The 23,122-nt window shown below is 45.5% G+C and carries 24 protein-coding genes; 8 read left to right on the top strand and 16 right to left on the bottom strand.

From position 1 onward, the window contains the following. Positions 1-2: 2 nt before the first annotated feature. The 6 genes from DVG78_RS14935 to DVG78_RS14910 all read right to left on the bottom strand — a co-directional run bounded on the left by DVG78_RS14935 (position 3) and on the right by DVG78_RS14910 (position 6,731). Positions 3-1,334 (bottom strand): PQQ-dependent sugar dehydrogenase, encoded by a 1,332-nt coding sequence (locus DVG78_RS14935; protein WP_158550036.1) that lies wholly within the window; start codon positions 1,332-1,334, stop codon positions 3-5. Positions 1,335-1,622: 288 nt separating this feature from the next. Continuing rightward, positions 1,623-4,280 carry an alanine--tRNA ligase gene (gene alaS / locus DVG78_RS14930; RefSeq protein WP_114461867.1) on the bottom strand — a complete coding sequence of 886 codons (2,658 nt, stop codon included), beginning with the start codon at positions 4,278-4,280 and terminating at the stop codon, positions 1,623-1,625. A 483-nt stretch (positions 4,281-4,763) separates the two neighbouring features. Next, positions 4,764-5,186 (bottom strand): hypothetical protein, encoded by a 423-nt coding sequence (locus DVG78_RS14925; RefSeq protein WP_114461866.1) that lies wholly within the window; start codon positions 5,184-5,186, stop codon positions 4,764-4,766. A gap of 68 nt (positions 5,187-5,254) precedes the next feature. Then, on the bottom strand, positions 5,255-5,680 hold the full coding sequence (locus DVG78_RS14920; protein ID WP_114461865.1) for a hypothetical protein: 426 nt from the start codon (positions 5,678-5,680) through the stop codon (positions 5,255-5,257). 68 nt (positions 5,681-5,748) lie between these two features. Beyond that, complete coding sequence (locus tag DVG78_RS14915; RefSeq protein WP_147277091.1) at positions 5,749-6,072, bottom strand: hypothetical protein; 324 nt, start codon at positions 6,070-6,072, stop codon at positions 5,749-5,751. A 233-nt stretch (positions 6,073-6,305) separates the two neighbouring features. After that, complete coding sequence (locus DVG78_RS14910; RefSeq protein ID WP_114461863.1) at positions 6,306-6,731, bottom strand: hypothetical protein; 426 nt, start codon at positions 6,729-6,731, stop codon at positions 6,306-6,308. A gap of 341 nt (positions 6,732-7,072) precedes the next feature. On the opposite strand from DVG78_RS14910, the gene DVG78_RS14905 reads away from it, so the two are divergent. Then, on the top strand, positions 7,073-7,393 hold the full coding sequence (locus DVG78_RS14905) for a hypothetical protein (protein ID WP_114461862.1): 321 nt from the start codon (positions 7,073-7,075) through the stop codon (positions 7,391-7,393). Positions 7,394-7,407: 14 nt separating this feature from the next. Beyond that, positions 7,408-7,827: a DUF3592 domain-containing protein gene (locus DVG78_RS14900; RefSeq protein WP_114461861.1), complete on the top strand. Its 420-nt coding sequence runs from the start codon at positions 7,408-7,410 to the stop codon at positions 7,825-7,827. Between the two features lie 74 nt (positions 7,828-7,901). Here DVG78_RS14900 and DVG78_RS14895 read toward each other — a convergent pair whose 3' ends face one another. From DVG78_RS14895 to DVG78_RS14875, 5 genes are all read right to left on the bottom strand, one after another. Continuing rightward, positions 7,902-8,150, bottom strand: coding sequence for a DUF4926 domain-containing protein (locus DVG78_RS14895; RefSeq protein WP_114461936.1), 249 nt, complete (start codon positions 8,148-8,150; stop codon positions 7,902-7,904). A gap of 4 nt (positions 8,151-8,154) precedes the next feature. Then, positions 8,155-8,463 (bottom strand): DUF6883 domain-containing protein, encoded by a 309-nt coding sequence (locus DVG78_RS14890; RefSeq protein WP_114461860.1) that lies wholly within the window; start codon positions 8,461-8,463, stop codon positions 8,155-8,157. A 46-nt stretch (positions 8,464-8,509) separates the two neighbouring features. Beyond that, entirely contained in the window at positions 8,510-9,676 is a 1,167-nt protein-coding gene (locus DVG78_RS14885) for an AIR synthase related protein (RefSeq protein WP_114461859.1), read from the bottom strand. A 122-nt stretch (positions 9,677-9,798) separates the two neighbouring features. Further along, on the bottom strand, positions 9,799-11,145 hold the full coding sequence (locus tag DVG78_RS14880) for a Gfo/Idh/MocA family protein (protein WP_114461858.1): 1,347 nt from the start codon (positions 11,143-11,145) through the stop codon (positions 9,799-9,801). A gap of 138 nt (positions 11,146-11,283) precedes the next feature. Beyond that, on the bottom strand, positions 11,284-12,933 hold the full coding sequence (locus DVG78_RS14875) for a serine hydrolase domain-containing protein (protein WP_229598234.1): 1,650 nt from the start codon (positions 12,931-12,933) through the stop codon (positions 11,284-11,286). A 55-nt stretch (positions 12,934-12,988) separates the two neighbouring features. Here DVG78_RS14875 and DVG78_RS14870 point away from each other — a divergent pair, with 55 nt between their 5' ends. After that, positions 12,989-13,600, top strand: coding sequence for a methyltransferase family protein (locus DVG78_RS14870; protein WP_114461857.1), 612 nt, complete (start codon positions 12,989-12,991; stop codon positions 13,598-13,600). Positions 13,601-13,639: 39 nt separating this feature from the next. On the opposite strand, the gene DVG78_RS14865 is transcribed toward DVG78_RS14870, so the two are convergent. Next, a complete protein-coding gene (locus DVG78_RS14865; RefSeq protein ID WP_114461856.1) occupies positions 13,640-15,010 on the bottom strand; it encodes a S8 family peptidase in 1,371 nt (456 codons plus the stop codon). 135 nt (positions 15,011-15,145) lie between these two features. On the opposite strand from DVG78_RS14865, the gene DVG78_RS14860 reads away from it, so the two are divergent. Both DVG78_RS14860 and DVG78_RS14855 read left to right on the top strand, forming a co-directional pair. Beyond that, on the top strand, positions 15,146-15,856 hold the full coding sequence (locus DVG78_RS14860; RefSeq protein WP_114461855.1) for an SDR family oxidoreductase: 711 nt from the start codon (positions 15,146-15,148) through the stop codon (positions 15,854-15,856). A gap of 133 nt (positions 15,857-15,989) precedes the next feature. Beyond that, a complete protein-coding gene (locus tag DVG78_RS14855; RefSeq protein ID WP_114461854.1) occupies positions 15,990-16,625 on the top strand; it encodes a porin family protein in 636 nt (211 codons plus the stop codon). Positions 16,626-16,713: 88 nt separating this feature from the next. Here DVG78_RS14855 and DVG78_RS14850 read toward each other — a convergent pair whose 3' ends face one another. Then, positions 16,714-18,564 carry a vWA domain-containing protein gene (locus DVG78_RS14850; protein WP_114461934.1) on the bottom strand — a complete coding sequence of 617 codons (1,851 nt, stop codon included), beginning with the start codon at positions 18,562-18,564 and terminating at the stop codon, positions 16,714-16,716. 233 nt (positions 18,565-18,797) lie between these two features. On the opposite strand from DVG78_RS14850, the gene DVG78_RS14845 reads away from it, so the two are divergent. From DVG78_RS14845 to DVG78_RS14835, 3 genes are all read left to right on the top strand, one after another. Beyond that, positions 18,798-19,382, top strand: coding sequence for an RNA polymerase sigma factor (locus DVG78_RS14845; RefSeq protein WP_114461933.1), 585 nt, complete (start codon positions 18,798-18,800; stop codon positions 19,380-19,382). Next, on the top strand, positions 19,375-20,652 hold the full coding sequence (locus DVG78_RS14840; RefSeq protein WP_114461853.1) for a carboxypeptidase-like regulatory domain-containing protein: 1,278 nt from the start codon (positions 19,375-19,377) through the stop codon (positions 20,650-20,652). The genes DVG78_RS14845 and DVG78_RS14840 overlap by 8 nt, the downstream gene beginning before the upstream one ends. A gap of 135 nt (positions 20,653-20,787) precedes the next feature. Continuing rightward, positions 20,788-21,669 carry a porin family protein gene (locus DVG78_RS14835; RefSeq protein ID WP_114461852.1) on the top strand — a complete coding sequence of 294 codons (882 nt, stop codon included), beginning with the start codon at positions 20,788-20,790 and terminating at the stop codon, positions 21,667-21,669. Between the two features lie 58 nt (positions 21,670-21,727). On the opposite strand, the gene DVG78_RS14830 is transcribed toward DVG78_RS14835, so the two are convergent. The 3 genes from DVG78_RS14830 to DVG78_RS14820 are packed head-to-tail and all read right to left on the bottom strand — an operon-like array spanning position 21,728 to position 23,067. Further along, entirely contained in the window at positions 21,728-22,021 is a 294-nt protein-coding gene (locus DVG78_RS14830) for a winged helix-turn-helix domain-containing protein (protein ID WP_114461851.1), read from the bottom strand. Between the two features lie 36 nt (positions 22,022-22,057). Continuing rightward, the gene (locus tag DVG78_RS14825; RefSeq protein WP_114461850.1) at positions 22,058-22,702 is read right to left on the bottom strand and encodes a hypothetical protein; all 645 of its coding nucleotides are present in this window, start codon (positions 22,700-22,702) and stop codon (positions 22,058-22,060) included. 5 nt (positions 22,703-22,707) lie between these two features. After that, positions 22,708-23,067: a diacylglycerol kinase family protein gene (locus DVG78_RS14820; protein ID WP_310589127.1), complete on the bottom strand. Its 360-nt coding sequence runs from the start codon at positions 23,065-23,067 to the stop codon at positions 22,708-22,710. Between the last annotated feature and the right edge of the window lie 55 nt (positions 23,068-23,122).

Below are 23,122 nucleotides of genomic sequence, written 5' to 3'. Positions count from 1 at the left end.
CCTTAAGGGGCGGTTGGACAAGCGCCGATTTTTGCGCTAAAAACACTGCCCTGCGCGGCCGTAAATCCAGGTTTCAATTCAATGGAATTACCAGCGGTGTAGGTGACATTGATGGCATTTGCAATTGTATTGGTTGCGTTGATTGAGTTGCTTGCATTGAATATATGGTTGCTCGTTATCGGGTCAAAAGAGGTCAATGTAATAGAAGAAGGGCAGTTTTGGGCTTTTATTTTATAGATGTTTCCATTCGAAAACGAAGCCGTGTAAAGCTCTCCTTGCCAATCTTCCCCAAAAGTAACGGGGCTGGAAAGGGTGACGGATTGCGCCGCATTTTGGTAGCCGCCGCTGGGGTTGCGGCGTAAAGCCCAAAAGTTTCCTGAAATATAATCGGCGTAGATATAGTGGCCGTACATGTCAGGAAACTGTTGGCCGCGATATACAAAGCCGCCAATCACTGACCGACCGGCTCCGCTATTGTTGGTGAAGCCCGCGTATTCGTGGATGGGAAAAGTCATACTGATTGAATCTTCGCATACGGGTTGAACATACCGATGATTGCCTTCATAACACCGCCATCCGAAGTTAGCCCCACTGGGTGAATTTTTGGCTAAAAAATCAATTTCCTCCCAGCCATCCTGTCCATTGTCGCCAATCCATAAATCTCCCGTTGAGCGGTCGAAGCTCATCCGCCAAGGGTTGCGGAGTCCACGCGCCCAGATTTCGTCCCGAATGCCGTCGTTGGGCATTTGGTAGGGGTTAGAAGCTGGAATGGCGTAGGTGTTATTGTTAGCATTGACGTCAATGCGCAGTACTTTGCCGAAAAGTTTGGACAGATTTTGGGCATTGTTGAGTGGGTCTCCCACGGTGTTGCGCCCACCGTCGGCATCATCTCCGGTGGAAATGTATAAATAACCATCTGCTCCAAAACTAATTGCCCCGCCCCGGTGGCCTATATTCAGTACGTGTGGGATGGTAAGTAAACGCGTTTCGGTGGTATCGGCTAGATGAGCGTTGCCGACACTTTTTCGGAATTGTGAGAGTTGAACAACGTTATCAGGTTTTCGAATGTAGAGTACATAAAAACGGCCGTTCTCAGCGTAGTTTGGATGAAAGGCAAAACTGTTAATGCCCGCCCATTGGGTGTCCTCGACTTTGGAGCTAATGTCTAAGAAGGGCGTCGATAGAATACTGTCGTTTTGAATGATTTTTATTTTTCCACCGATTTCAGAAACAAAAAGCCGACTATCACCAGCCGATTGAATATTGGTCGGACGAGTTAATCCTGTTTGGTATATTTCAAGCGAAAGAACAGGAGGCTGTGCTTGTAATTTCACAGAGGTCAATAGAAAAGCTAGACAAACAATATGACGATTGATAGCGCGCATATTTATTTTGCATTATTGTTTAAATGTGCTCCAAGTAAGGTTGAAAAATAATTCTAAACAATAAAGTCTTCAGTGAATGTAAAATATCCTTCTAAGGCAATTTGTTAGATTGTCTGAAAATACCTTTATGTGGCTGGCCGTGGTTATTTTGGATAATTATATTTGAAAATAAAAATTCCCCGGCTTAAAAGCCGAGGAATCTAGAGTCTTCAAATAGATGTATCTAATATGTTCAGATTATAAAATCGTCTTAGCTTTGGCTAAAGCGGCATCCAAGCCACTGGCATCAGAGCCGCCCGCGGTGGCAAAGAAAGGCTGTCCGCCGCCGCCGCCTTTGACTTCTTTGGCGAGGTCTTTGACGATGTTGCCTGCGTGTTTGCCCTGCGCTACCAAATCTTCAGAAAGCATCACTGCCAATTGAGGCTTGCCGTTAAGTACCGTTCCCAATACAATCAAACAGGTACCGAGCGACTCTTTCAGTTGGTACGTCAGCGATTTGAGCGCATCTGCGTTGGCAACTTCTACCCGTGCAATGATGACAGAAATTTCACCTTTAGTTTCTACCTGAGCCAATAAACCTTGTTTGGTTTGTTGCAACTTTTCGTTTTCAAGGGCTTCAATGCGTTTGAGCAACGTGGCTTTTTCCGAAAGCAGGTTTTCTACGGCTTTCACCACGTCTTTTTGGCCCTTGAACAATTCTTCCAATTGGCTGATAACCTCTGCCTGACGGCTGATGATTTCCAGGGCTTTTTCGCCAGTTACGGCTTCTACGCGGCGTACACCTGCCGATACGGAGCCTTCGGATGTGAACTTGAAAAGCGCAATCTCGCCCGTTGAAGGCACGTGCGTACCTCCGCAAAGCTCGACCGAAAACTGAGGGTCAAACTCCACGACGCGGACAAAATCGCCGTATTTTTCACCAAACGTAGCCGTTGCCCCTTTCTTGATGGCCTCATCAATCGGCACATTGACGTAGGTTTTTTGGGCAATGTTGGCGCGAATCTTGGCGTTTACGATGTCTTCTACCTGCTTCAATTCCTCGTCGGTTACTTTGGCAAAGTGCGAGAAGTCAAAACGCGTTATTTCGTCGTTTTGATACGAACCTTTTTGCACAATGTGCGTGCCCAACACCTTCCGTAAACCTGCCAGCATCAAGTGCGTAGCCGTGTGATTACGCATGATGTTCTGACGGCGGTGGGCATCTACAGAAGCGAGGAGCGGGGAGTGAGTATTCAGAATTTCATCCAGATTTTTGTCACGGGAAACATGAACGAACAAATCGTTCTCTTTCTTCGTATCAACGATATTGATAATTCGTACTTCGTCATTCGTAACTCGTAATTCCAATTCCCCCGAATCGCCCACTTGTCCCCCCATTTCGGCATAAAACGGCGTCTGGTCGAGCACGATGTGGTATTCTTCGCCCGCTTTGGTTTTTACTTTGCGGTATTTCACGATTTGGGCGTTGGCTTCGAGGGTATCGTAACCCACAAACTCAAAATCGCCACCTTCGCTTACTTCTACCCAGTCGGTAGCTTCTTTGGCGGCGTCCTGACGGCTGCGGTTTTTCTGTTCGGCCAATGCTTTTTCGTAACCAGCCTCGTCGATTTTGTAGCCTTTTTCTTTGGCCAACAAAGCCGTTAAATCCACGGGAAAACCAAACGTGTCGGATAATTCAAAAACTGTTTCCCCGTTGATGATTCCCCCCGCGGGCGTTTGCGCGCTGATGAGTTCAAAGCGTTTGATACCTGCTTCCAACGTACGCAAAAAGCTTTTTTCTTCTTCATTTACCACGCGGGTTACAAAGTCTTCTTGTGCTTTGAGTTCGGGGAAAACATCCTTAAACTGCTCGGCCAGTACTGGTACCAACTGACTCATAAATGGCTCGGTGAAGCCTAGATACGAGTACCCATAGCGAATAGCTCGGCGCAAAATGCGACGAATAACATAGCCCGCTTTGGCGTTGGAAGGCAATTGTCCGTCGGCAATGGCGAAGCTCACCGCACGCAGGTGGTCAGCAATGACGCGCATGGCGATGTCGGTATAATCGGTCGTGTTGAGTGTGCCGTTTACGCCGTATTTTTTACCGCACATTTTCTCAATGACCTGAATGGTGTTTTGGAAAATGTCGGTGTCGTAGTTTGATTTTTTGCCCTGAATGGCCATGCAAAGGCGCTCAAAGCCCATGCCCGTATCGACGTGCTTGGAAGGTAACGAAATCAATGAGCCGTCGGCTTTGCGCTCAAACTGCATGAACACGTTGTTCCAAATTTCCACCACTTGCGGGTGGTCGGCGTTGACGAGTTCTTTACCCGACTTGGCATCTACGTCGGCTTGGTCGCGGAGGTCGATGTGGATTTCTGAGCAGGGGCCGCAGGGACCAGTATCGCCCATTTCCCAGAAATTATCTTTTTTGTTGCCCAAAATGATGCGGTCTTCGCCCACCATTTCTTTCCAAATATCCCAGGCTTCTTGGTCAAAAGGAACGCCGTCTTTTTCATCACCCTTAAAAACCGACACGTAAATACGCTCTTTGGGCAGTTTGTAGACTTCGGTGAGCAATTCCCACGACCACGCAAGGGCTTCTTTTTTGAAATAATCGCCAAATGACCAGTTGCCCAACATCTCAAACATCGTATGGTGGTAGGTGTCAAAACCTACGTCTTCGAGGTCGTTGTGCTTGCCACTCACGCGCAGACATTTCTGGGTGTCGGCGATACGCTTACTTGGGGGCGTGCCGTTGCCCAAAAAGAAATCTTTGAACTGCGCCATGCCCGAGTTGTTGAACATGAGCGTGGGGTCATTTTTGGCCACAAGCGGTGCCGAGGGCACAATGAGGTGGCCTTTACTCTTAAAAAAGTCTAAAAACGCTTGGCGGATTTCGTGGGAAGTCATCTTCAGTTTACAGTTTACGGTCAACAGTTTACAGTTGGCGGGCGTCCCGCTTTACAGTCAATAGTTCACAGTATAGGTATTGTTATTTGTACTGCGATTACACTACTGGCTTACTGCTAAGAATTGGGCTGCAAAATTAGAGAAAAATGCCGTAGGTTTCTGATTTGACTTTGATTAACTTGCGTAGAAGACACGCAATAACGTACAATAGAAGACTATGAACGCTTGGTGCGCACAAAAACCGGATTGTAGACCCTTGTAATGAAGTGGTTTTGGTGTATGTATTTGAAAAGGAAGATACCGGCTGTTTCTTCGGTTGAAGAGCATAACTTTGTTCGTTCGAGTGTGTTAGCAGGGTTTGAAACTCACCTATAAGAAATTTTTGCGGAGGGATAAAAAGGTATGACTAAATATATGCTACTTTGGCTATTTGTGCCCCACAAACCACTCAATAATTGACCTGTGGGGCATTTGTGAAAAGTATTAAAATCCATAGCCATGTTCCCGAAAGACCACCTCTATTTTGCCTTTTTTTGCTGTGCCGGGGATAAATTCTAAAGCAAGAATAATACCTGCTTGAGTCCCTTCTTCTATACCTTTAACTTTTAAAGAATCTCTGTGAACAGCATAGTTTTTTCGGTACACACTATCTAAAATTACTATATTGAGAGGTCTTTTACGTGCTTTAAACTCCGTAGTATCAAAACAAATACTCTCGCCAAACCCCAAGCTTCCATCCATGTATCCTTTTACGTTTATATCCACAATACTATCTTCCCGCTTAATTTTGTAAAAGAAATACTGGGTTTTAGTCATATCTCTGAAAACATATGTCTCAATTATATCTTTTCGCTCACATCCTACAAGTACCAACAAAATGCCGATAAAAACTCTTTTAATTGTCATTTCTTGTTAGGTACTTAATGCCCCACGAATTACCTAATAAGTAACCTGTGGGGCATTTACTAAACGTTTTAAAACCCATATCCATGCTCCCGAAACACGACCTCTATTTTGCCTTTCTTTGCTGTACCGGGGATGAATCCTAAAGTAATAAAAAGACCTGCCTGAGTGCCTTCTTCCCCTCTTTTAATATTGATTGAATCAGAATAAATGGAAAGAGTGTTTTTATAAAGGCTATCGAATGGCGGTGCTACGCTGATGGGGAGCTGACTTGCTTTGAATTCTGTCGTATCACCACAAATAGTTTTGCCAAACCCCAAGCTCCCATCCATGTATCCTTTTACGTTTATATCCACAATACTATCTTCCCGCTTAATTTTGTAAAAGAAATACTGGGTTTTAGTCATATCGCTGAAAACATACGTCTCAATTATATCTTTCCGCTCGCATCCCATCAGTACCAACAAAATGCCGATAAAAATCCTTTTAATTGTCATTTCTTGTTAGGTACTTAATGCCCCACAAACCACACCATAAGTGACCTGTGGGGCATTTGTGAAAAGTATTAAAATCCATACCCATGCTCCCGAAAGACGACCTCTATTTTACCCTTTTTGGCTGTGCCGGGGATAAAATGTAAAAAATGAAAAAGACCTGCTTGAGTACCTTCGCTACCATCCTTAATCCTCAGAGAATCCTTGTGTACACTAACAAATTCTTTATTAAGGTTCAATTGAACTTTTTCTTTAGCCCTCAATGATTTATTGTAAGTTGAGAAAAATTCTTTACTGAGGTTGTCAGAAAGATTTACCATTATGGTTCTTTCATTTATCTTAAACTCAGTAGTATCAGAACAATAGCCTTGCCAAACCCCTAAGCTTCCATCCATGTACCCTTTTACGTTTATATCCACGATACTATCCTCTCGCTTAATTTTGTAAAAGAAATACCGGGTTTTAGTAATATCGCTGAAAACATACGTCTCTATGATGTCTTTTCGCTCGCATCCCATCAGTACCAACAAAATGCCGATAAAAATCCTTTTAATTGTCATTTCTTGTTAGGTACTTAATGCCCCACAAACCACTCCATAAGTGACCTGTGGGGCATTTGTTAAAAGTATTAAAATCCATACCCATGCTCCCGAAACACGACCTCTATTTTGCCTTTTTTGGCTGTACCGGGAATGAATTGTAAACAATACATAGCCCCAGCTTGAGTACCTTCACACCCACCCTTAGCAATGATCGAATCAGCAAAAATTTTAAAATACCTTCTTTTCAGACTAGTATCGATTTCACTAAGATTTTTACCCCTGATGAATGACGAAAATTCGTTTTTGTCAAAACAACTTCCCTCACTATATCCTAAGCTTCCGTCTATGGATCCTTTAATTTTGTAATCCACTATACTTTGCTCTCTTTGTATGGTATAGAATAAAGATTGAGGCTTAGAAAAATCTGTGATGATGTGCTTCTCTATGATGTCTTTTCGCTCACATCCCATCAGTACCAACAAAATTCCAATAAAAATTCTTTTAATTATCATTGCAAAAACTGGTTGCGGAACTGGTTTGAATTAAACTGTCTTCTTTTCTACCACTTGTGCCTATCGAAAGGCGCTTTCCTTGTTTATTGTATATTGCCTCCAAAACTTTCTGACGTAATGCTGAACCACTACATCCGCAGGTTTCGGCTACTTTTTTGTTAGGTTTTAAAGTCACAAAGAAGCATGTTTTTTGTGAGGATATATAGCGTAAAAATACTCATTTTAATGACGGCCCTGTACACTGAATTTTGGCGAAAGTTGATTGTTTTCAAGCCTTTTGCTTAAAGATTTTGCGATTAAACAAATCGTTATATATTTGCTTAAAACTTATCCTAAGTGCTATGAAAATAATTCTTACTTCTATTTTAGTGTTGGGATTTTCGGTAGCGTGGGCGCAGAAACTAGAGCTGAGAATTCCTTCACCTTCAAAGCCGTTGAAAATCAAAAAGATTTATCCGCCGCTTTATCCTCCCGTCTCGTATCGTTTTTCGCAAGATTCGAGCATGGCTTATGCCAACATAGACAACATGCCAATTCTAGTGGCGCAATCTCCCGAAAACATGCCGAACGCCGATATCAAAATGCTACAAGACAGCGGAAGTGTGTATCGGATGCCTAATCCTTTAGGTAGAGGGGAGAGAAAATTTCCTAAGAAGCCTTAGCCTGACATACTTACATGAAAAAATCGTCTTCTTTGATTGGGGGAGGAGTATTTGCGTTGATTGGGCTGATTATGGCGGCCGTGAGCTGGAATTTCTACAAAAGTGATAAAGCTTTTATGAACAAATCTCTCTCGGCAATGGGGACCGTGGTTCGGTGGGATTATGTGAGGTCAACGCGCGGCGAAACTACGTTTTATCCGGTTATTGCTTTTGAGACAGCAGAAGGCCAAAAAATAGAGTTTCGCAACGGCGTCGGAACTACCCGTCGTAAAGGCAGTTATCAAGAAGGGGAGCGTGTGAAGGTTCGCTACGAAACCCAAAACCCCGCCAATGCTAAAATCGCGGGGTTTTGGGAACTATGGGGATTGACCGTCGTCTTAGGCGGATTTGGGCTGGTTTTTATCGGAGCAGGATTGAAAATTATGTTAGCGTAAATTATAAATTATGTTGTTATATCCATTGATTCTCAGTGTGCTGAATACCAAAAGAAATAAAAACACTGAAAGAATTAGGCAACATTCTCTAAATCGCGATAATTGACAATCATCTTGGCATGAGGATACATAATGTCTGATTCTAAAACAGGAACAACATCTATGGTTTGCCCTTCGGTGTCAAAAAACTCAAGGATATAACCGTCGGGCTTTCCATTAGTACCATGAATATGCTCAATAATTGTTCCTACGTCACCTTTGCAAAAACCTGATTGTGGTAGGTCATGCACTAATAATACTGTTGAAAATAGTTCAAATTTCATTTTTCTAAAGATCATTAGGGTATAATGTCACAAACCGAAACGTTTCATTGTCTTCTGTCAGTAACCAAATTGTAATAACACTCTTATCTTTCAATTTTGCCACAATTTTATGCAAACTGCCTCCAAAAGGCGCTGTGCGTTGGAAAACGGAATCGTTATTCTGGGCAATAAGAATTATCTCGTTTTGTAGATCTTCCCAGTTGTTTTGGTAATAGCCTAAGCGATTGAGAAAAGCAGATTTATCATTTTTCTCTTTCCAAACCAATAGGTAATCGGTGATTTTAGCTTTCTCAACAATGATAGTTTGCTTCATTACACCTATTACAAATTTAAAAAGTTTAGATTAGTTATACAAACAACTATTCATACACAAACTCGCCAAATTCACTCTTTACCGTTACTTTTTTGCCTTCATGGGCTTCTACATGGCCAATGATTTGGGCTTCTATCCCGAACGATTGAGCGATTTCAATCACGCGTTGCGCGTGGGCTTCCGAAAGGTATACTTCTAAGCGGTGGCCCATGTTGAAGACTTTATACATTTCCTGCCAACTCGTTCCGCTTTCGGCCTGAATCAGTTTGAAGAGCGGCGGAATGGGGAATAGGTTATCTTTGATAACGTGCAGATTATCAATAAAATGCAGGACTTTGGTTTGAGCGCCGCCGCTGCAATGCACCATGCCGTGAATCTGCGGGCGGAGTTCGTCCAGCAGCGTTTTTGCAAAAGGAGCGTAGGTGCGGGTAGGAGAAAGAATCAGTTGCCCTACGTTGATGGGCGCGCCTGCAACGGCATCGGTCAGACGTTTTGAGCCGCTGTAAACCAATGAACTGTGTACTTCAGGATCGAAACTTTCGGGATATTTGGGGGCAAGATAACTGTCTAATACGTCGTGGCGGGCGGAGGTAAGTCCGTTGCTGCCCATGCCGCCGTTGTAGGTAGTTTCGTAAGAAGCCTGCCCAAAAGAAGCCAAGCCCACAATCACGTCTCCTGCCTGTATGGTGTCATTGGAAATTACATCCGCGCGTTTCATGCGGGCAATCACGGTGCTGTTGACCGTAATCGTTCGTACCAAATCGCCTACGTCGGCGGTTTCGCCACCAGTGCTGTAAATCTCTACGCCGTGGCTGCGGAGCATCTCCAGCACTTCCTCGGTACCGTTGATGATTTCGGCAATCACATCGCCCGGAATTTTATTTTTGTTGCGGTCGATACTCGACGAAATCAGCATCGGGCCGGTAGCTCCCACGCAAATGAGGTCGTCGGTATTCATCACGATGGAATCCTGCGCAATGCCGCGCCACACTGACAAATCGCCCGTTTCTTTCCAATACAAATACGCTAATGAGGTTTTGGTACCAGCACCGTCGGCGTGCATGATGGTACAATAATCAGGGTCACCGGCGAGGGTGTCAGGCACAATTTTGCAGAATGCTTTCGGAAAAAGCCCTTTGTCGAGGTTGGCAATGGCGCGGTGTACATCTTCTTTGGAAGCCGATACGCCGCGTTGGAGGTAACGTTCAGTCATGGAGTTAAACACAATATGAGGCGCAAAGTTATCAAATTTGCACCTCATATTCTAACGTCGGTGAGGTTCAAAACCTCGCCGACGTTCCCTAAGCCTCGCCCATGTTCCCTCGCCGACGTTGATTAGCTTATTTTTGGCAGTTGCCAGCCATTGTTATAGTGGGCTTTAATGAGGGCATTGGCTTCCGCGTCGTTCTTGAAAGTACCCGCTGCTGCATCCCAATATACTTTACGGCCTGTTTTGTAGGCAATATTGCCCATGTGGGCGTTGATAGCCGCAATACTGCCCGTTTCGATGCCGCATTTCAAGATTTTAGGATTGTTGTCTTTGATGGCCTGTACGAAGTTTTTGGTGTGGTCATTGAGGTATTCACCATTGCGGGCCTGATCAGGAATATCTTCAATTTTATAGATTTTGATGCCGTTTTTGGTTTGGGTTTCGGGATGCAACGACCAGCCGCCCCGGTGGAGTACAAGCGTACCGTTATTGCCGATGAACGCAATCCCTTCGGTAAGACCATAATTGCCGCCGTCGATACCCGTGGCGTGTTCCCACAGCATGTTAAAACCTTCATATTCATACACCGTTTGCAGAGTGTCAGGGGTTTCGGAGGCATCGTCTGGATAGGCTAGTTTTCCGCCCGAAGCCATCACAGATTTAGGGGCTTTGGCGTTCATGGCGTAGAGGGCAATGTCGATTTCATGCACACCCCAGTCGGTCATTAAACCGCCGGCGTAGTCCCAAAACCAACGAAAATTGAAATGAAAACGGTTGGGGTTAAACGGGCGTTTTTTGGCGGGACCGAGCCACATGTCGTAGTCTACGCCCGCTGGCACGGGGCCGTCTGGTTTTACGGAAACGGGTTCCATCCAACCCTGATACGCCCATACTTTCACCAACCGAATGTTGCCCAATTTGCCCGAGCGCACGTATTCGATGGCTTTTTCGTAGTGCGAGCCACTGCGTTGCCACTGCCCAATTTGGATGATTTTGTTGGCTCTTTTGGCCGCCGCTAACATAATGTTACATTCTTCGATGGAATTGGCCAATGGTTTTTCGCAATAAACGTGCTTGCCCGCCGCCAGTGAATCGGTCATGGCTAGGCAATGCCAATGGTCGGGTGTACCGATGATGACCGCGTCAATGTCTTTATTCTCAAGCATTTTGCGATAATCCTTGTACAATTGGGGGCGTTTGCCCTGTGCCTTTTCTACATCGGCGGCGCGTTGATCTAATACACTTTGGTCAACATCGCAAAGCGCTATGCACTCCACGTCGCTGAGTTGAAGGTGCGAGCGCAAATCTGACCAGCCCATGCCCTTGCAGCCTATAACACCAAGTTGCACTTTTTCATTGGCCGACACGCGCTTGCGTTGGCTGGCTAAAATCTCCAAAGGAGCAAATGAAAAAAGGCCCGTACCCGCCAATGCGGAGGCCGAACGGATGAAATCTCTGCGGGAGGTTTGCATAGGTTTAGTGCGTTTTTTCTATGCAAAAGGAGGGGTAAATAAGAATCTAATGTACATATTCACGCAGAGGGGCAGTAAGCCGTTGCGGCAAAGTCGCAGAGAAATAATGCTTTGTTCCTCTGCGGCTTTGCGTGAACTCTATTTTTTCACCTCCCCAATATGATACTCCTGAATCAGCGGCGGATTTTCAGGGGTGAGGGTGAATGATACCCAAAACGTTGCTTTTTCGCCTTCGATTAGGTAACGCCCGCGCAGTTGATTTTCGGGAACAATTTCTTTCACACTCACGATTTTACCCGCTTTTTTAAACAAGGTTGCGGCTTCTTTTTTCAACGCTTCCAAGGAATAATCGGCAAAGAAGTTTTCGGCAAATAGCCCGCTTGCTTCGGCATTTTTCCAGTCGGGGAGGAGCTGGGTCAACTCTTTTTGGCGCTTTTTAAGGATGTCAGAAGCAGGCAATTGGCGTGGTTGTAGCTTGGCACTCACGATGATCGTGTCCAAAACCCGCAGGTTGATTGGTACGGTTGAAGCATACGTAAGGTTGGCAAAAGCAACAACCCCAATGCCGTACTGAGGCAAAATTCTCCAATTGCTGCCAAAGCCTGGCAACCCGCCGCTGTGGCCCACGTACTCGCGGCCTTCACAGTCGCGCATCCAATTCAGTCCATAGCAATAGGCCGATACCGTTGCGCAGGGGCGCCCGCTTGGGTATTTGTAGTTGGGGGCAAAACCGCTAATATTCCAAGGTTGGTGCATTTCGCGGATAGAACTACGTTTGAGTGGGCCATTGTCAGCATCGTCTTTGGGGGGCCAAGCGGCCAAGTGGTAGGCCGTATATTTACTAAAATCTTCGATGGAGGTAATCAGCCCGCCCATCGCGCCGTAAGCACCATCGTGAAGAAGTGGTTCTTCTACCCACTGCCCGTCGCGCCAACGGTAGCCGTGGGCGAGTTTATCGGCGGGAACTTCGGTGTACTCCCATTTAGTATGGGTCATTCCGAGGGGTTGTAAGATGTTTTCGTTGATAAACTGCTGATAGGTTTTGCCCGATACTTTTTGAATGATGTATCCTAACAACGTAATCCCTAAATTGCTGTACTCATACGCCACACCTGGCGCATTAGAAAAAGCCACCTGACTTTGCAATAGTTTCAACAACTCTTCATTGGTATCCGCCAGCTGCCGGTCGCCCCAAGGGTTATCTTCGGGAAAACCTGCCGCGTGCGTCAACAAATGCCGAATGGTGATGGCGGGCGCATCGGCGGTGAGCAGTTTGGTATTTTTCATTTCAGGAATGTACTTGTCGGCCCGGTCATCGAGGTTGAGCTTACCAGCGTCGCGCAGTTGCAAAATAGCCATCGTGGTAAAACTCTTACTCATGGACGCAATCCGGAAGAGTGATTGGGTATTTGCCGTCGTTTTTTTACTCAGGTCGGTATAGCCCAAGCTACCCGTATGGATGAGTTTGCCATCGACCACCACGCCGTACGTAAATCCAGGAAAATGGTTTTTTTCGGCGTATTCTTTGTAAATTTTGTCGATGGTAGGCAGCACCGCTTCAATCTTTTTCATCCGTTCGGGGTCGGTAAATACGGGTGGTTTGTAGGATTGGGCGCGGAGGAGGAAAGTGCTGAAAAACAACAGCGCAAAAAGTCGCAAAAAGGAAGGTTTCATAGTCGGTGAAGGAAGTGTTTGGTGATGGGCTATTTTAAAACTTGATGAACAAACAAAAGTAACCAGAATGGAAGTAAAAGCCGCTTTTCCTTCGGAAATGATTCTTTTAGCCATGCCGAAAATCGTCTAATTTACGCTTATCTTTATCTTCGTTAAACAGAAAAACAAAATGGGGTCGTACGTACTTTTGGTTACTTTTTGGCTTGCTTACGGCCTACTCCACAGCGTATTGGCCAACAATGGTGTCAAGCTTTTTTTTGAACAAAAAATGAGGCGAGGTTATGGCTTTTATCGGCTGATATACAATGGGTTGGCGTTTGTACTTTTGGTGGCAATTCTGTTCTATCAATTTACGCTTCCAGCGCAGTCTTTATGGGCGTTTGATTGGCGGATATATTTACTCGGCAATTTTCTAAAATACGGTGGTTTGCTTATTGTAATGATTGCCATTTCGGGGTATAACCTCAAAGAGTTTTCGGGTCTGACATTCTCACCGAGGGATTCGAAAGCAGGCTCTGGGGCGCTCAAAACCAATGGTTTGCTGCACTACGTACGGCACCCAATTTATACGGGTACGATTCTGTTTATCTGGGGACTGTTTTTGTCGGATTCTTTGGTTCGCACATTGCTGATGGCGACCTGCGTGACGGTTTATACACGGATTGGTATTTATTTTGAAGAGCAAAAACTGGTGGCCGAATTTGGAGAAGCGTATCAGCTTTACCGTCGTACAGTACCGATGTTGTTTCCGAAGGTTTTTTATAAAAAAGCGGCCCCGTAATGACACGGGGCCGCTTTTTTATAAGAAGGGGGTCTAAAATCAGAAAGTGCTGACATTTAAACGACCGCCAGTCACACACTTTCCTGCAAGGGATGAAGTAGGTGTGGACGAGTTCAAAATGGCATTTTTGATGTCTGCAGCAGAAGCCCCTGCGTGTGAGGCCGCATATAGAGCGGCCGCACCTGCTACGTGCGGAGTGGCCATGGATGTTCCGCTGTAGCTGGCATAGCCTGATGTTACATTTCTTTTTGAGCCCACTGGAACGGTAGAGGTAATGGCGGAGCCTGGCGCACCGATGTCTACTTTGGTGGCTCCATAGCTAGAAAAGCTTGACAATCCACCTGCCGATGTAATGGACGCAACCGCAATGATATTGCTGTTGGGGTAATTTGACGGATAGTTAGCAACGGCATCGTTGTTGCTGGAGCTATTACCTGCGGCGCAGATAAAAAGTACTCCTGCCGTGTTTGCGCGCTCAATGGCATCCTGCAATGCCTGAGAGAAGCCGCCTCCGCCCCACGAGTTGTTGGTGGCAACGATGTTTAGTCCTTTGAGTTTGAGGCCAGTAAAATAATCAACGGCTTTGATGGCGTTGGCGGTAGTGCCTCCACGGCTACCTAAAAACTTGGCCCCGAGCATCTTTACATTCCATGTAACCCCTGCCACACCTTTGCCATTGCCGCCTACACCGCCGATGGTTCCAGCTACGTGTGTGCCGTGGTCATCGCCTACGCCGTCAAATACGGAGCTGTTATTACCATCAAAATCCCATCCGTATACATCATCTCTTAGGCCGTTGCCATCGTCATCAATACCATTCCCTGCAATTTCAAAAGGATTAACGCCTGCATTGGCGGCCAAATCCTCATGGGTGTACATGTAGCCTTCGTCAATGATACCGATGTAAACCGTTGAAGAACCAGTATTGCCTGCGGCCCATGCGGTGGCAGCTTGGCTTCCGTATTGATTGGCACTTGACATTCCCCAAAGAGAGCCATTGGTGAAATAGGGGTCGTTTGAGGCGGCGTCGTGGGTGTAAATGTAGTTGGGCTCGGCATATTCAATTTCGTCAAAATCTTTGGTTTTGGAAAGTGCCTCAAATGCCGCCATTGGAAGCTCAACCAGCGTGACGCCCTCGTTGTCGCCCGCTTTTTCCATCATCTTTGTCAAGATTTTCTCTTTTAATTTTGCTCCAAGCTTTTCTAAAATTTCATCTTTTTTTGAAGAACTTACGCCATTTTTGAACTTAATGAGCAGTTCATTGGGTACTGTATTGGCAGAGGCTTCTCTTGCTGAGCTGTGCGGGTTGCCAGAGGTGCTGCTTTCTGTTAAAATGTCGTTTTGTTGACATGCAACAAAGGCAATTGAAAACGCAGCTGCGAATGATAAGTTTGAATAAACTCTTTTCATGGTACTCGTTTTTTGGTTTAAAAGTTTAGGTTAATGAAATCCTTCATAACGACTGTAAGGTATATAAAAAAAAGACAGTTGATATTGGGTAACCGTCGAAAAATTTTAACTCCAAATCTATTTTCTTGAAAGAATATGTCTGATAAAACTAAAACTGTCCTCATTACGGGAGGGACCAAAGGCATCGGTTATGGAATTGCCGAAATGCTCATCAAAGACGGTATGCGTGTGGCCATTACGGGGCGCAGTAAAGAAACCTTGCAGGAAGTCGTTCAGCAATTAAATCAGCTTAAAGAGGGCCATGCGTTGGGTATCGTGGCCGATGTACGTGATTTTGAATCACAGCAGAGTGCCGTCCAGCAAGTAGTTGAACAATGGGGGGCGTTGGATGTTTTAGTGGCCAATGCGGGTGTGGGGCATTTTGCGCCCATTGAATCCTTGACGATAGACCAGTGGCAGGAAACCATTGACATCAATCTAACAGGCGTGTTTTACAGCGTTAAAGCCGCATTGCCTGCGCTAAAAAAATCGAAAGGCTATCTGATTACCATTGCGAGTTTGGCGGGTACAAACTTCTTTGCCAACGGCTCGGCTTACAATGCCAGCAAATTTGGATTGGTTGGTTTTACGCAGGCCGTAATGCTTGACGTACGAAACGACGGCATTAAAGTGACAACCATTATGCCTGGTTCGGTGGCTACTAATTTTAATAACCATGAACCTTCTGAAAAGGATGCCTGGAAAATTCAGCCCGAAGACATTGGCCAAATGGTAGTTGATTTGCTCAAAATGAATCCACGCACCTTACCGAGTAAAATTGAGGTGCGGCCCACGATGCCTAAGTAGTTTTTGGCTGTTTGATTATTTGTTAAGCCCACATTTGAGGAAAAAATTCCCCAAATGTGGGCGTTTTAACGCTCATTGGGGGAAGTACGACTTTTGTAGTAGAAACATCAATCACCATCATTATTTTACCACTATGAAAAAGGGAATTTTTGTTTTATCCATGTTCGCGACTTTCTTCAGTAGCGAAGTCATTGCCCAAAAAAATGTTTCTTTCGGCCCCATTGTTGGCGTTAATTTTTCGAAGTTAACGGGGAACCAACTGTATTCTGATTGGAAAACAGGCTCTACGGCTGGTATTTTTATCAACTACAGCGGCGAAAGCAGATTTGGTGTCAATGGTCAGCTTCTTTACTCAAGAATGGGAGGCGAGTCTCCCAATGGAGCCTCTAAAGGCCACTTAGATTATCTCCAAATCCCCATCATGGGAACCTATTATCTCAATGGCCGGGGGAATAAATTTCGTCCTAAAGTAATGCTAGGCCCATACATTGGTTTTCTGCTGAAAGCCGTCAATGAAAATGACGTGTCCATTAATCCTGAAGGCGCAACTCGCCCCTACAAAGGGGTAGATGGGGGCGCTGCAATGGGTGCAGGATTTAACTACGCGATTGGCCGCATGGTGTGGCTCAATGCGGATGTAAGATATAACCTCGGCCTGACACAAGTGATGAACACCGTCAGTGACGTTCATAATCGGTCGTGGGGTATCAACGTAGGTTTAAGTTTTCCTTTGGGACAGTATAGCCCAAGTACAGGAACCTTGCGCTAGAGCTACAAAAGAATTGAATTTTCTATCCACAAATGGATTAGTTGTCCACATAAATTGTTGATAACTAATCCATTTGTGGATTTTTGCTTTAATCTTCTTTTTGGGCAACTATGTCTTTTTTGTCTAACGATTGGGCCAACTTAACCAAACGCACAAACTCCGCGCGATACCCTTCTGGGTCTTTGGTTAATGCATTTTGTGCCGTTTGAATCACCTGCTCGTAGGTAGCGTTGCCCTTAAATTCAGATTTTCGCAGCAATAATCCCCATTCGGCCACGGCCGCTGCAAAACGGAAATTGTCAGAAGTACGCACAAAAGGCGTGTGTGTATCGCGTACCGGAATTTCAAACAAACGACTGGTTTCGCTGTCGGGCTGTTTATAGCGCAGTTTTATCGTCAAAACTTCATCCAAAGCGGAGGTAGTCTCAACTGGCTTTTGGTATTTTAAGTCATCGACTTTGGCCAAATAGGCACTTTCTACGCCTGCAGGGATGATTTCGTAGAGGGCCGTTACGGTATGCCCGCTGCCCATTTCACCCGCGTCTTTTTTGTCATCATGAAATTCCTCATTTTTTAGCATTCTGTTTTCGTAACCAATCAATCGGTAGCCTTTGACAAATTTGGGGTTAAACTCCAACTGTAGTTTTACATCTTTGGCGACGGTAAAGAGCGTTCCGCCAAATTCGTGCACAAACACTTTTTGAGCTTCCTGCAAGTTGTCGATGTAAGCGTAGTTGCCGTTGCCTTTGTCGGCCAGTGTTTCCATTTTATTGTCTTTGTAATTACCCATTCCAAAGCCTAAAACGCTCAAATACACCCCGCTTTTGCGTTTTTCTTCCACCACTTGCTGCAATTCTCCTTCGCTCGAAACCCCCACGTTAAAATCACCGTCGCTTGCCAAAATCACGCGGTTGTTGCCACCTTTGATAAAATTTTCTTGTGCAATTTTGTAGGCTAGTTTGATGCCTTCGCCGCCCGCCGTGGAGCCGCCCGCGCTGAGTTTGTCGAGGGCATCTTTGATGGTGGCCGTTTGATTTCCAGCCGTGGATGGTAAGACCATCCCTGCCGCACCCGCATACACCACAATGGCCACGCGGTCGTTGGGGCGAAGCTGGTCAACGAGGAGTTTGAAGGCTTCTTTGACCAACGGCAATTTGTTGACCCAGTTCATCGAGCCCGACACGTCTACTAAAAACACCAGATTGGACGCGGGCAGATGGTCGGTCTGAATGGTTTTGGCTTGCAGCCCAATGTGTACCAATTTCAAACCTTTGTTCCAAGGCGAATCCGAAATCTCGGTGTGGATGGCTACGGGATGTTCGCCTTTGGGTTGGGAATAATCGTAGTCAAAATAGTTAATCAGTTCTTCGATACGGACAACATCCCGTTGGGGAAATTGCCCTAAATTGAGCATTCGGCGCACATTGCTGTAAGCCGCCCGGTCTACATCAATAGAAAAAGTAGTCAATGGGTTTTTCTTGGCATCGTGAAAAATGTTTTCGTTCAATGCCTTGTATTCCTCTGTGTTGAATTGGCCGTCGTGAATCAGGCTGGGCATTGCTGCTGGCTGTACCGCAAATGTTTGCATTTTAGCATTAGGTGCGGCTCTTCCAGTTACCACCGCTACTTCTTGAAGTGGTTGATTATCTATTTTCAAAGCCACATTTATCACCAAATCGGCCCCGATTTTTCGTTCGACACCTTGGTAGCCAATGAATGAGAATAGGAGTTTATCCCCTGTTTTGGCACGAATGGCGTACCTGCCTTGGGCGTCGGTGATGGTGCCCGTTTTGGTGTTTTTGATAAAAACAGTCACTCCCGCAAGTGGTACTTTGGTGCCCGCTTCCGAAACGATTCCCGTCACCGCGACGGGCGTAGACTGGGCGCAAGCGTAAAAAGCCAATAGGCTAAAAATCAGGCAAAAGAATTTTGTTTTCATGGTTGTAATTTTTAGTTTCAACCATTAGATGCAGGGATATTAAAGATTCCATAAAAGTTTTTAAAATTTTTTTATGGAAAAAACGTAAACCCTGCATCTAAGAGCAAAAGTATGTTTTAGTGGAAGGCAGGCTCCATTTTTTCACTCCTGACTTTTACATTTTACGCGGAGCCGTCCAAACGGTTTATTATTTTTTAGTTTATCATTTTTCGATTCAAAACACCTCTTATCCCTTGTTTCTAAAAATATTTCGTCGTAAAACCGCACTCACCGATGCCGAATACCTGTCGGACTACCGTCGCACGGGCGATTTGACGGGGCTAGGAGAGCTATATGAGCGACACATGGACATGGTTTTTGCGGTGTGCTTTCGGTATTTGCGGCAAGAAGACGAAGCCAAAGATGCGGTAATGCAGGTGTTTGAACAATTGGTTACGGATTTAAAAACCTACGAAGTTCAAAACTTCAAAAGCTGGTTGCACAGCGTGGCGCGTAATTATTGCCTGATGCAACTCCGCCAAAAACGGGTAGCGGTGGGGGATGAGGGGATTTTTGAGCAGGAAGCTTACGAAAATTTCGTGGCCGAGCCGCCCGAAAAAGAGGGTTGGCGAATAGAGGCTCAATTATCTGATTTGGGGGATTGTCTGCAAACCCTCGCGCAAGAGCAGCGCCGCAGCGTAGAGTTGTTTTATTTCCAACAGTTATGTTATCAACAGATTGCCGAGCAAACGGGTTTTGCAATCACCAAAGTCAAAAGTTATCTCCAAAATGGCAAGCGAAATTTGAAACTGTGCATGGAGGGCAAACAGCATGACTAAACCTAAAAAACACATCGAACCTTCAAATGAGCAACTGCGCCGTTATGTGGCGGGGGAGTTGTCGCCTGCTGAGCAACATCAAATTGAAAAAGCGGCGTTGGAAAACGAGCGGATTGATGATACAATCGAAGGTTTACGGAAGATAAAAAACGCTAACGTAGAGGATAAAAAAGCCTTAGAGGAGCTACGTGAGCGACTCCACCAACGCGTACAAAAACGGCAACGGTCGTGGCTGCCGTACTATTATGCCTCGGCAGCGGCGGTAGTGTTGGTTGTGGGGTTGGGTTGGTGGTTGACCCAGAAGGCAGAAATGCCCGCGAAGGCTTCGACGGCCATTGCGCTACAACAACCGCCACCCGTACTCAAGCCTGAATCGGTGCCTGCTGAAGTAGGAAGCCCGCTGCCCTCGATTGCTTCTTCGGCCAAAGCGGAGCGTTTTGACCGCAAACCTGTGTCCACGCCTAAAAAAGAGGCTGTGGCAGAAATCACAGCGGCATTCAAACCAGCGCCAACGCTAGAGCTAGAAGAAAAGGCGAGTGATGTGCCTTCGCTGGAGGTAGCTCCTGCGGCCATACAAATGTTGGATTCGGGGCAAAATGTGGCCGTGAATCCAAAAATGCCCGAGAGAATTGCGATGGCTCCGACGGTGGCATTATCCAAACGAAGTGCATTTAGTGCGGTCAAAAATGAGGAGGTTTTTACGGTTCGTGGTAAGGTGCTGACCGCCAACCTGGAAGCGTTGCCGGGAGTGGCGTTACAGCTTAAAAACCAGTTGAGGGGCGTGAGTACCGATGTAGGAGGCAATTTTACGTTGCCAAATGTACGCCGAGGCGACCAAATCACGGTCTTGTCGGTGGGGTTTGAGAAAATACAACTCACCGTCAGCGATTCCATCATTGCTCCCATTGTATTGAAGGAAGATGAGCAGCCTTTGAGTGAAGTGGTGGTAACCGCACCGTCAAGAAATGCTAAAATAATGAGCCAAGAAGCTACTCCCAAAAACGGTTGGGAAAAATACAAAAACTACCTTGAGAATTCAGCCAAAGCCTATATCACCCAAAATCCTCAGGCACCAAGAGGGCAGGTTAGGCTTTCTTTTGTGGTAACCTCTTCGGGAGAGTTAGTTGATTTTAAGGCTATTAATAAGGCAGATTCGTCGCTTTTTGAAGAGGCAGTACGCATCATCAAAAGCGGTGATTCTTGGGGGGCTGGTTTGCGAAGCGGGCAGTTGGTAACCGATAAAGTATTGGTATTGGTTGATTTTAAGTAAAAACACGTAGAAACACCTACCAAAAGATAGTACTATCCCTCTAAAAAAAATGGGAATAAGTATCGAATTTTGTGTTTCAAAAACCGTTACTTTACACAAAGTACCGCAAACCCATATCTATTTTATCTACTCTATATGAACAGACTCCTTACGTTAATTTTCGGTGCGACCCTGACGGTAGCGATTACTTCGGGCAGCATGTATGCGCAAACGACTACTCCGACCAAACCCGCTGAGCCTCAGCCGAGTCAGAGTATGCAGGAAATGTATGATAAGCTACACGGAAATACAAATAAAAAACCTGCCACTCAGCCTACTAAATCAAAGACAACTACGCCCCCTAAATCGACAACTAAACCTCAAACTGCCCAAAAATCAGCCCCCGCACCAGCCCCCAAAGCCGCAGCTCCTGCCGAAGAAGGCGGATTTAAGTTTAAGGTGGGTCTACGGGGTGGCGCGAATTACTGCAATTTCTCGGTTCCTTCGTCACAAACAAGTTCTGGCGTAACTCTTGAACCCATCATTGGCTACCACGGAGGTCTTATTTTGAGCTTTGGCGGAAAAGTGTTTTCGGTACAGCCCGAAATTTTATACTCGCAGGTTGGCGCAAAATTGACCACCACACAAGGCGGAATTACCCTTTCAGGAGAGAGCAAAATCAATACTGTGACCGTGCCTGTATTGCTCAGATTTGCGTTGGGAGGCGAATCATTTAAGTTTTTTATCAACGGAGGAGGTTATGGAAGCTATGCACTTAATGGCAAAGCAAAAGCAACACTCAACCAACAAACGACCGAATCAGACATTAAATTTGATAAAGAAGACTCCCGGATTGAGTACGGTGCAGTAGGAGGCGCCGGAATATCGCTTGGTTTAGGAAAAGCTCAATTGTTAATCGAAGGCCGTTATTACTACGGTTTGGGAAATGACGACGGCGATTTAGATGCCAATGAAAAAAGCTTTGTGCGTAACATTCAAGGCTCTATCGGGATTTTGATTCCAATTGGAGGAAAATAAAGCCTTCCTGAGAGGGTTGTTAAGTGCCTGATGCTTCGGTATCAGGCATTTTTTGTTTCTAATATTGCCCCGTTCGGATAAACGCCTCCAGCGCATTGAGGTGATTGGTAAACGCCAGACGGCCTTCAGATGTGGCGCCGTAAGTAGTATTGGGCTTTCTGCCCACAAATTGTTTCCGAACAAGCAAGTACCCCTGCTCTTCAAGCGCGCGCAGATGAGTGGCAAGGTTGCCGTCGGTGAGGTTGAGTAACTCTTTGAGTGCATTAAAACTCAACGATTCATTGACCATTAATACCGACATGATTCCCAGCCGCGCTTTACTCTCAAAGGCTTTATTGAAATGTTCGAGCATTCGTTATTAGTTAATAATTGTTTGTAAAAGAGTGACTTATGAATGAGAAGTTCCTCTTTCGTACTTAAAATACATCAATGTACCGTAAACAATGTGTAATACACCGAATCCAAAAGCCCAGACCAAAAGATTATACCCGGTCAAAAATAAAGAAATCAGGCCTAAGATTACTTCCAAGATACCTAAATATTCGAGGTCGCGAACGGTGTATTTGCTGGCGTTGAGTAGGGCCAAACCATAAAAAATGAGCGTAGCTGGAAAGCTTACCCACAGCATATTTCTGTAAAACATAGCCAAACAGAAAACTCCCCCTGTAACCAACGGAATTAATAAGCTGGTTAACATGCGTTTAGAAACAGGATTCCAAACGCTCTGACCTGATTTTTTAGCTTTACGAATCGTAAAAAAACAACCCAATAAAATGGCCACCACTAGTACAATGGAGCCGTCTATCAAGATAAATTCAATCATGTCTCGTCGGGTGAGTGCGGTCATTTGCTCGCTGCTTTCGTAATTGAAGGCGTCTGTTTTTAGCCTCAAATAAGCAACCGAAGCTCCGATAAGTGCCGTAATGCCCGCAAAAATCCCTGACAATCCGCTGAGAGAAAGGAATTTAGAGGACCGATGCATTAAGTCTCGGATTTCTGAAAGAGCCTGAATCGAATCTTGTTGAGAATTCATGATAGTTAAAAGGTAAAAGAGAATGAGTTTATAATAGCTTTACCAAAAATAATAACTCCTGTCAGGGCTGCTGTTCCAGCCATAATCAGCACCCCAGCCGCCGCTAGATCTTTAACCGCCTTGATTTGGGGATGAATACCAGGGGATACCACATCACACAATTTTTCAATGGCGGTATTGAAGGCTTCAGCGGCCCAAACGCCACCAACCACGATAGTGATTAGCACCCAATCTAAGTACGTAAGGCCAATAATTATCCCCGCAATGACTACGACCAACGCGGCCAATAGATGGAAACGGGCATTGTTTTCATATCGAAACAAAGCGACCATTCCTTCTACGGCATAACCAAAGCTACGGAGCATTTTTCGTACGTTGACCATAATTGTGTATTAGATTCAATCGGTTATTTCGTCGTCG

The organism is Runella aurantiaca (genome assembly GCF_003339505.1).
GTDB classification, from domain to species: domain Bacteria; phylum Bacteroidota; class Bacteroidia; order Cytophagales; family Spirosomataceae; genus Runella; species Runella aurantiaca.
This window is presented reverse-complemented; position numbering and strand designations above follow the sequence as displayed.

Bases quoted from the DNA above. Each gene is read 5' to 3' on its own strand.
- DVG78_RS14880 (WP_114461858.1), bottom strand. From the start codon at position 11,145: ATGCAAACCTCCCGCAGAGATTTCATCCGTTCGGCCTCCGCATTGGCG.
- DVG78_RS14835 (WP_114461852.1), top strand. From the start codon at position 20,788: ATGAACAGACTCCTTACGTTAATTTTCGGTGCGACCCTGACGGTAGCG.
- DVG78_RS14895 (WP_114461936.1), bottom strand. From the start codon at position 8,150: ATGAAATTTGAACTATTTTCAACAGTATTATTAGTGCATGACCTACCA.
- DVG78_RS14820 (WP_310589127.1), bottom strand. From the start codon at position 23,067: ATGCTCCGTAGCTTTGGTTATGCCGTAGAAGGAATGGTCGCTTTGTTT.
- DVG78_RS14900 (WP_114461861.1), top strand. From the start codon at position 7,408: ATGAAAAAATCGTCTTCTTTGATTGGGGGAGGAGTATTTGCGTTGATT.
- DVG78_RS14875 (WP_229598234.1), bottom strand. From the start codon at position 12,933: ATGGCTAAAAGAATCATTTCCGAAGGAAAAGCGGCTTTTACTTCCATT.
- DVG78_RS14890 (WP_114461860.1), bottom strand. From the start codon at position 8,463: ATGAAGCAAACTATCATTGTTGAGAAAGCTAAAATCACCGATTACCTA.
- DVG78_RS14830 (WP_114461851.1), bottom strand. From the start codon at position 22,021: ATGCTCGAACATTTCAATAAAGCCTTTGAGAGTAAAGCGCGGCTGGGA.
- alaS (WP_114461867.1), bottom strand. From the start codon at position 4,280: ATGACTTCCCACGAAATCCGCCAAGCGTTTTTAGACTTTTTTAAGAGT.
- DVG78_RS14860 (WP_114461855.1), top strand. From the start codon at position 15,146: ATGTCTGATAAAACTAAAACTGTCCTCATTACGGGAGGGACCAAAGGC.
- DVG78_RS14915 (WP_147277091.1), bottom strand. From the start codon at position 6,072: ATGGATGGAAGCTTAGGGGTTTGGCAAGGCTATTGTTCTGATACTACT.
- DVG78_RS14885 (WP_114461859.1), bottom strand. From the start codon at position 9,676: ATGACTGAACGTTACCTCCAACGCGGCGTATCGGCTTCCAAAGAAGAT.
- DVG78_RS14850 (WP_114461934.1), bottom strand. From the start codon at position 18,564: ATGAAAACAAAATTCTTTTGCCTGATTTTTAGCCTATTGGCTTTTTAC.
- DVG78_RS14865 (WP_114461856.1), bottom strand. From the start codon at position 15,010: ATGAAAAGAGTTTATTCAAACTTATCATTCGCAGCTGCGTTTTCAATT.
- DVG78_RS14855 (WP_114461854.1), top strand. From the start codon at position 15,990: ATGAAAAAGGGAATTTTTGTTTTATCCATGTTCGCGACTTTCTTCAGT.
- DVG78_RS14920 (WP_114461865.1), bottom strand. From the start codon at position 5,680: ATGACAATTAAAAGGATTTTTATCGGCATTTTGTTGGTACTGATGGGA.
- DVG78_RS14825 (WP_114461850.1), bottom strand. From the start codon at position 22,702: ATGAATTCTCAACAAGATTCGATTCAGGCTCTTTCAGAAATCCGAGAC.
- DVG78_RS14910 (WP_114461863.1), bottom strand. From the start codon at position 6,731: ATGATAATTAAAAGAATTTTTATTGGAATTTTGTTGGTACTGATGGGA.
- DVG78_RS14905 (WP_114461862.1), top strand. From the start codon at position 7,073: ATGAAAATAATTCTTACTTCTATTTTAGTGTTGGGATTTTCGGTAGCG.
- DVG78_RS14870 (WP_114461857.1), top strand. From the start codon at position 12,989: ATGGGGTCGTACGTACTTTTGGTTACTTTTTGGCTTGCTTACGGCCTA.
- DVG78_RS14925 (WP_114461866.1), bottom strand. From the start codon at position 5,186: ATGACAATTAAAAGAGTTTTTATCGGCATTTTGTTGGTACTTGTAGGA.
- DVG78_RS14840 (WP_114461853.1), top strand. From the start codon at position 19,375: ATGACTAAACCTAAAAAACACATCGAACCTTCAAATGAGCAACTGCGC.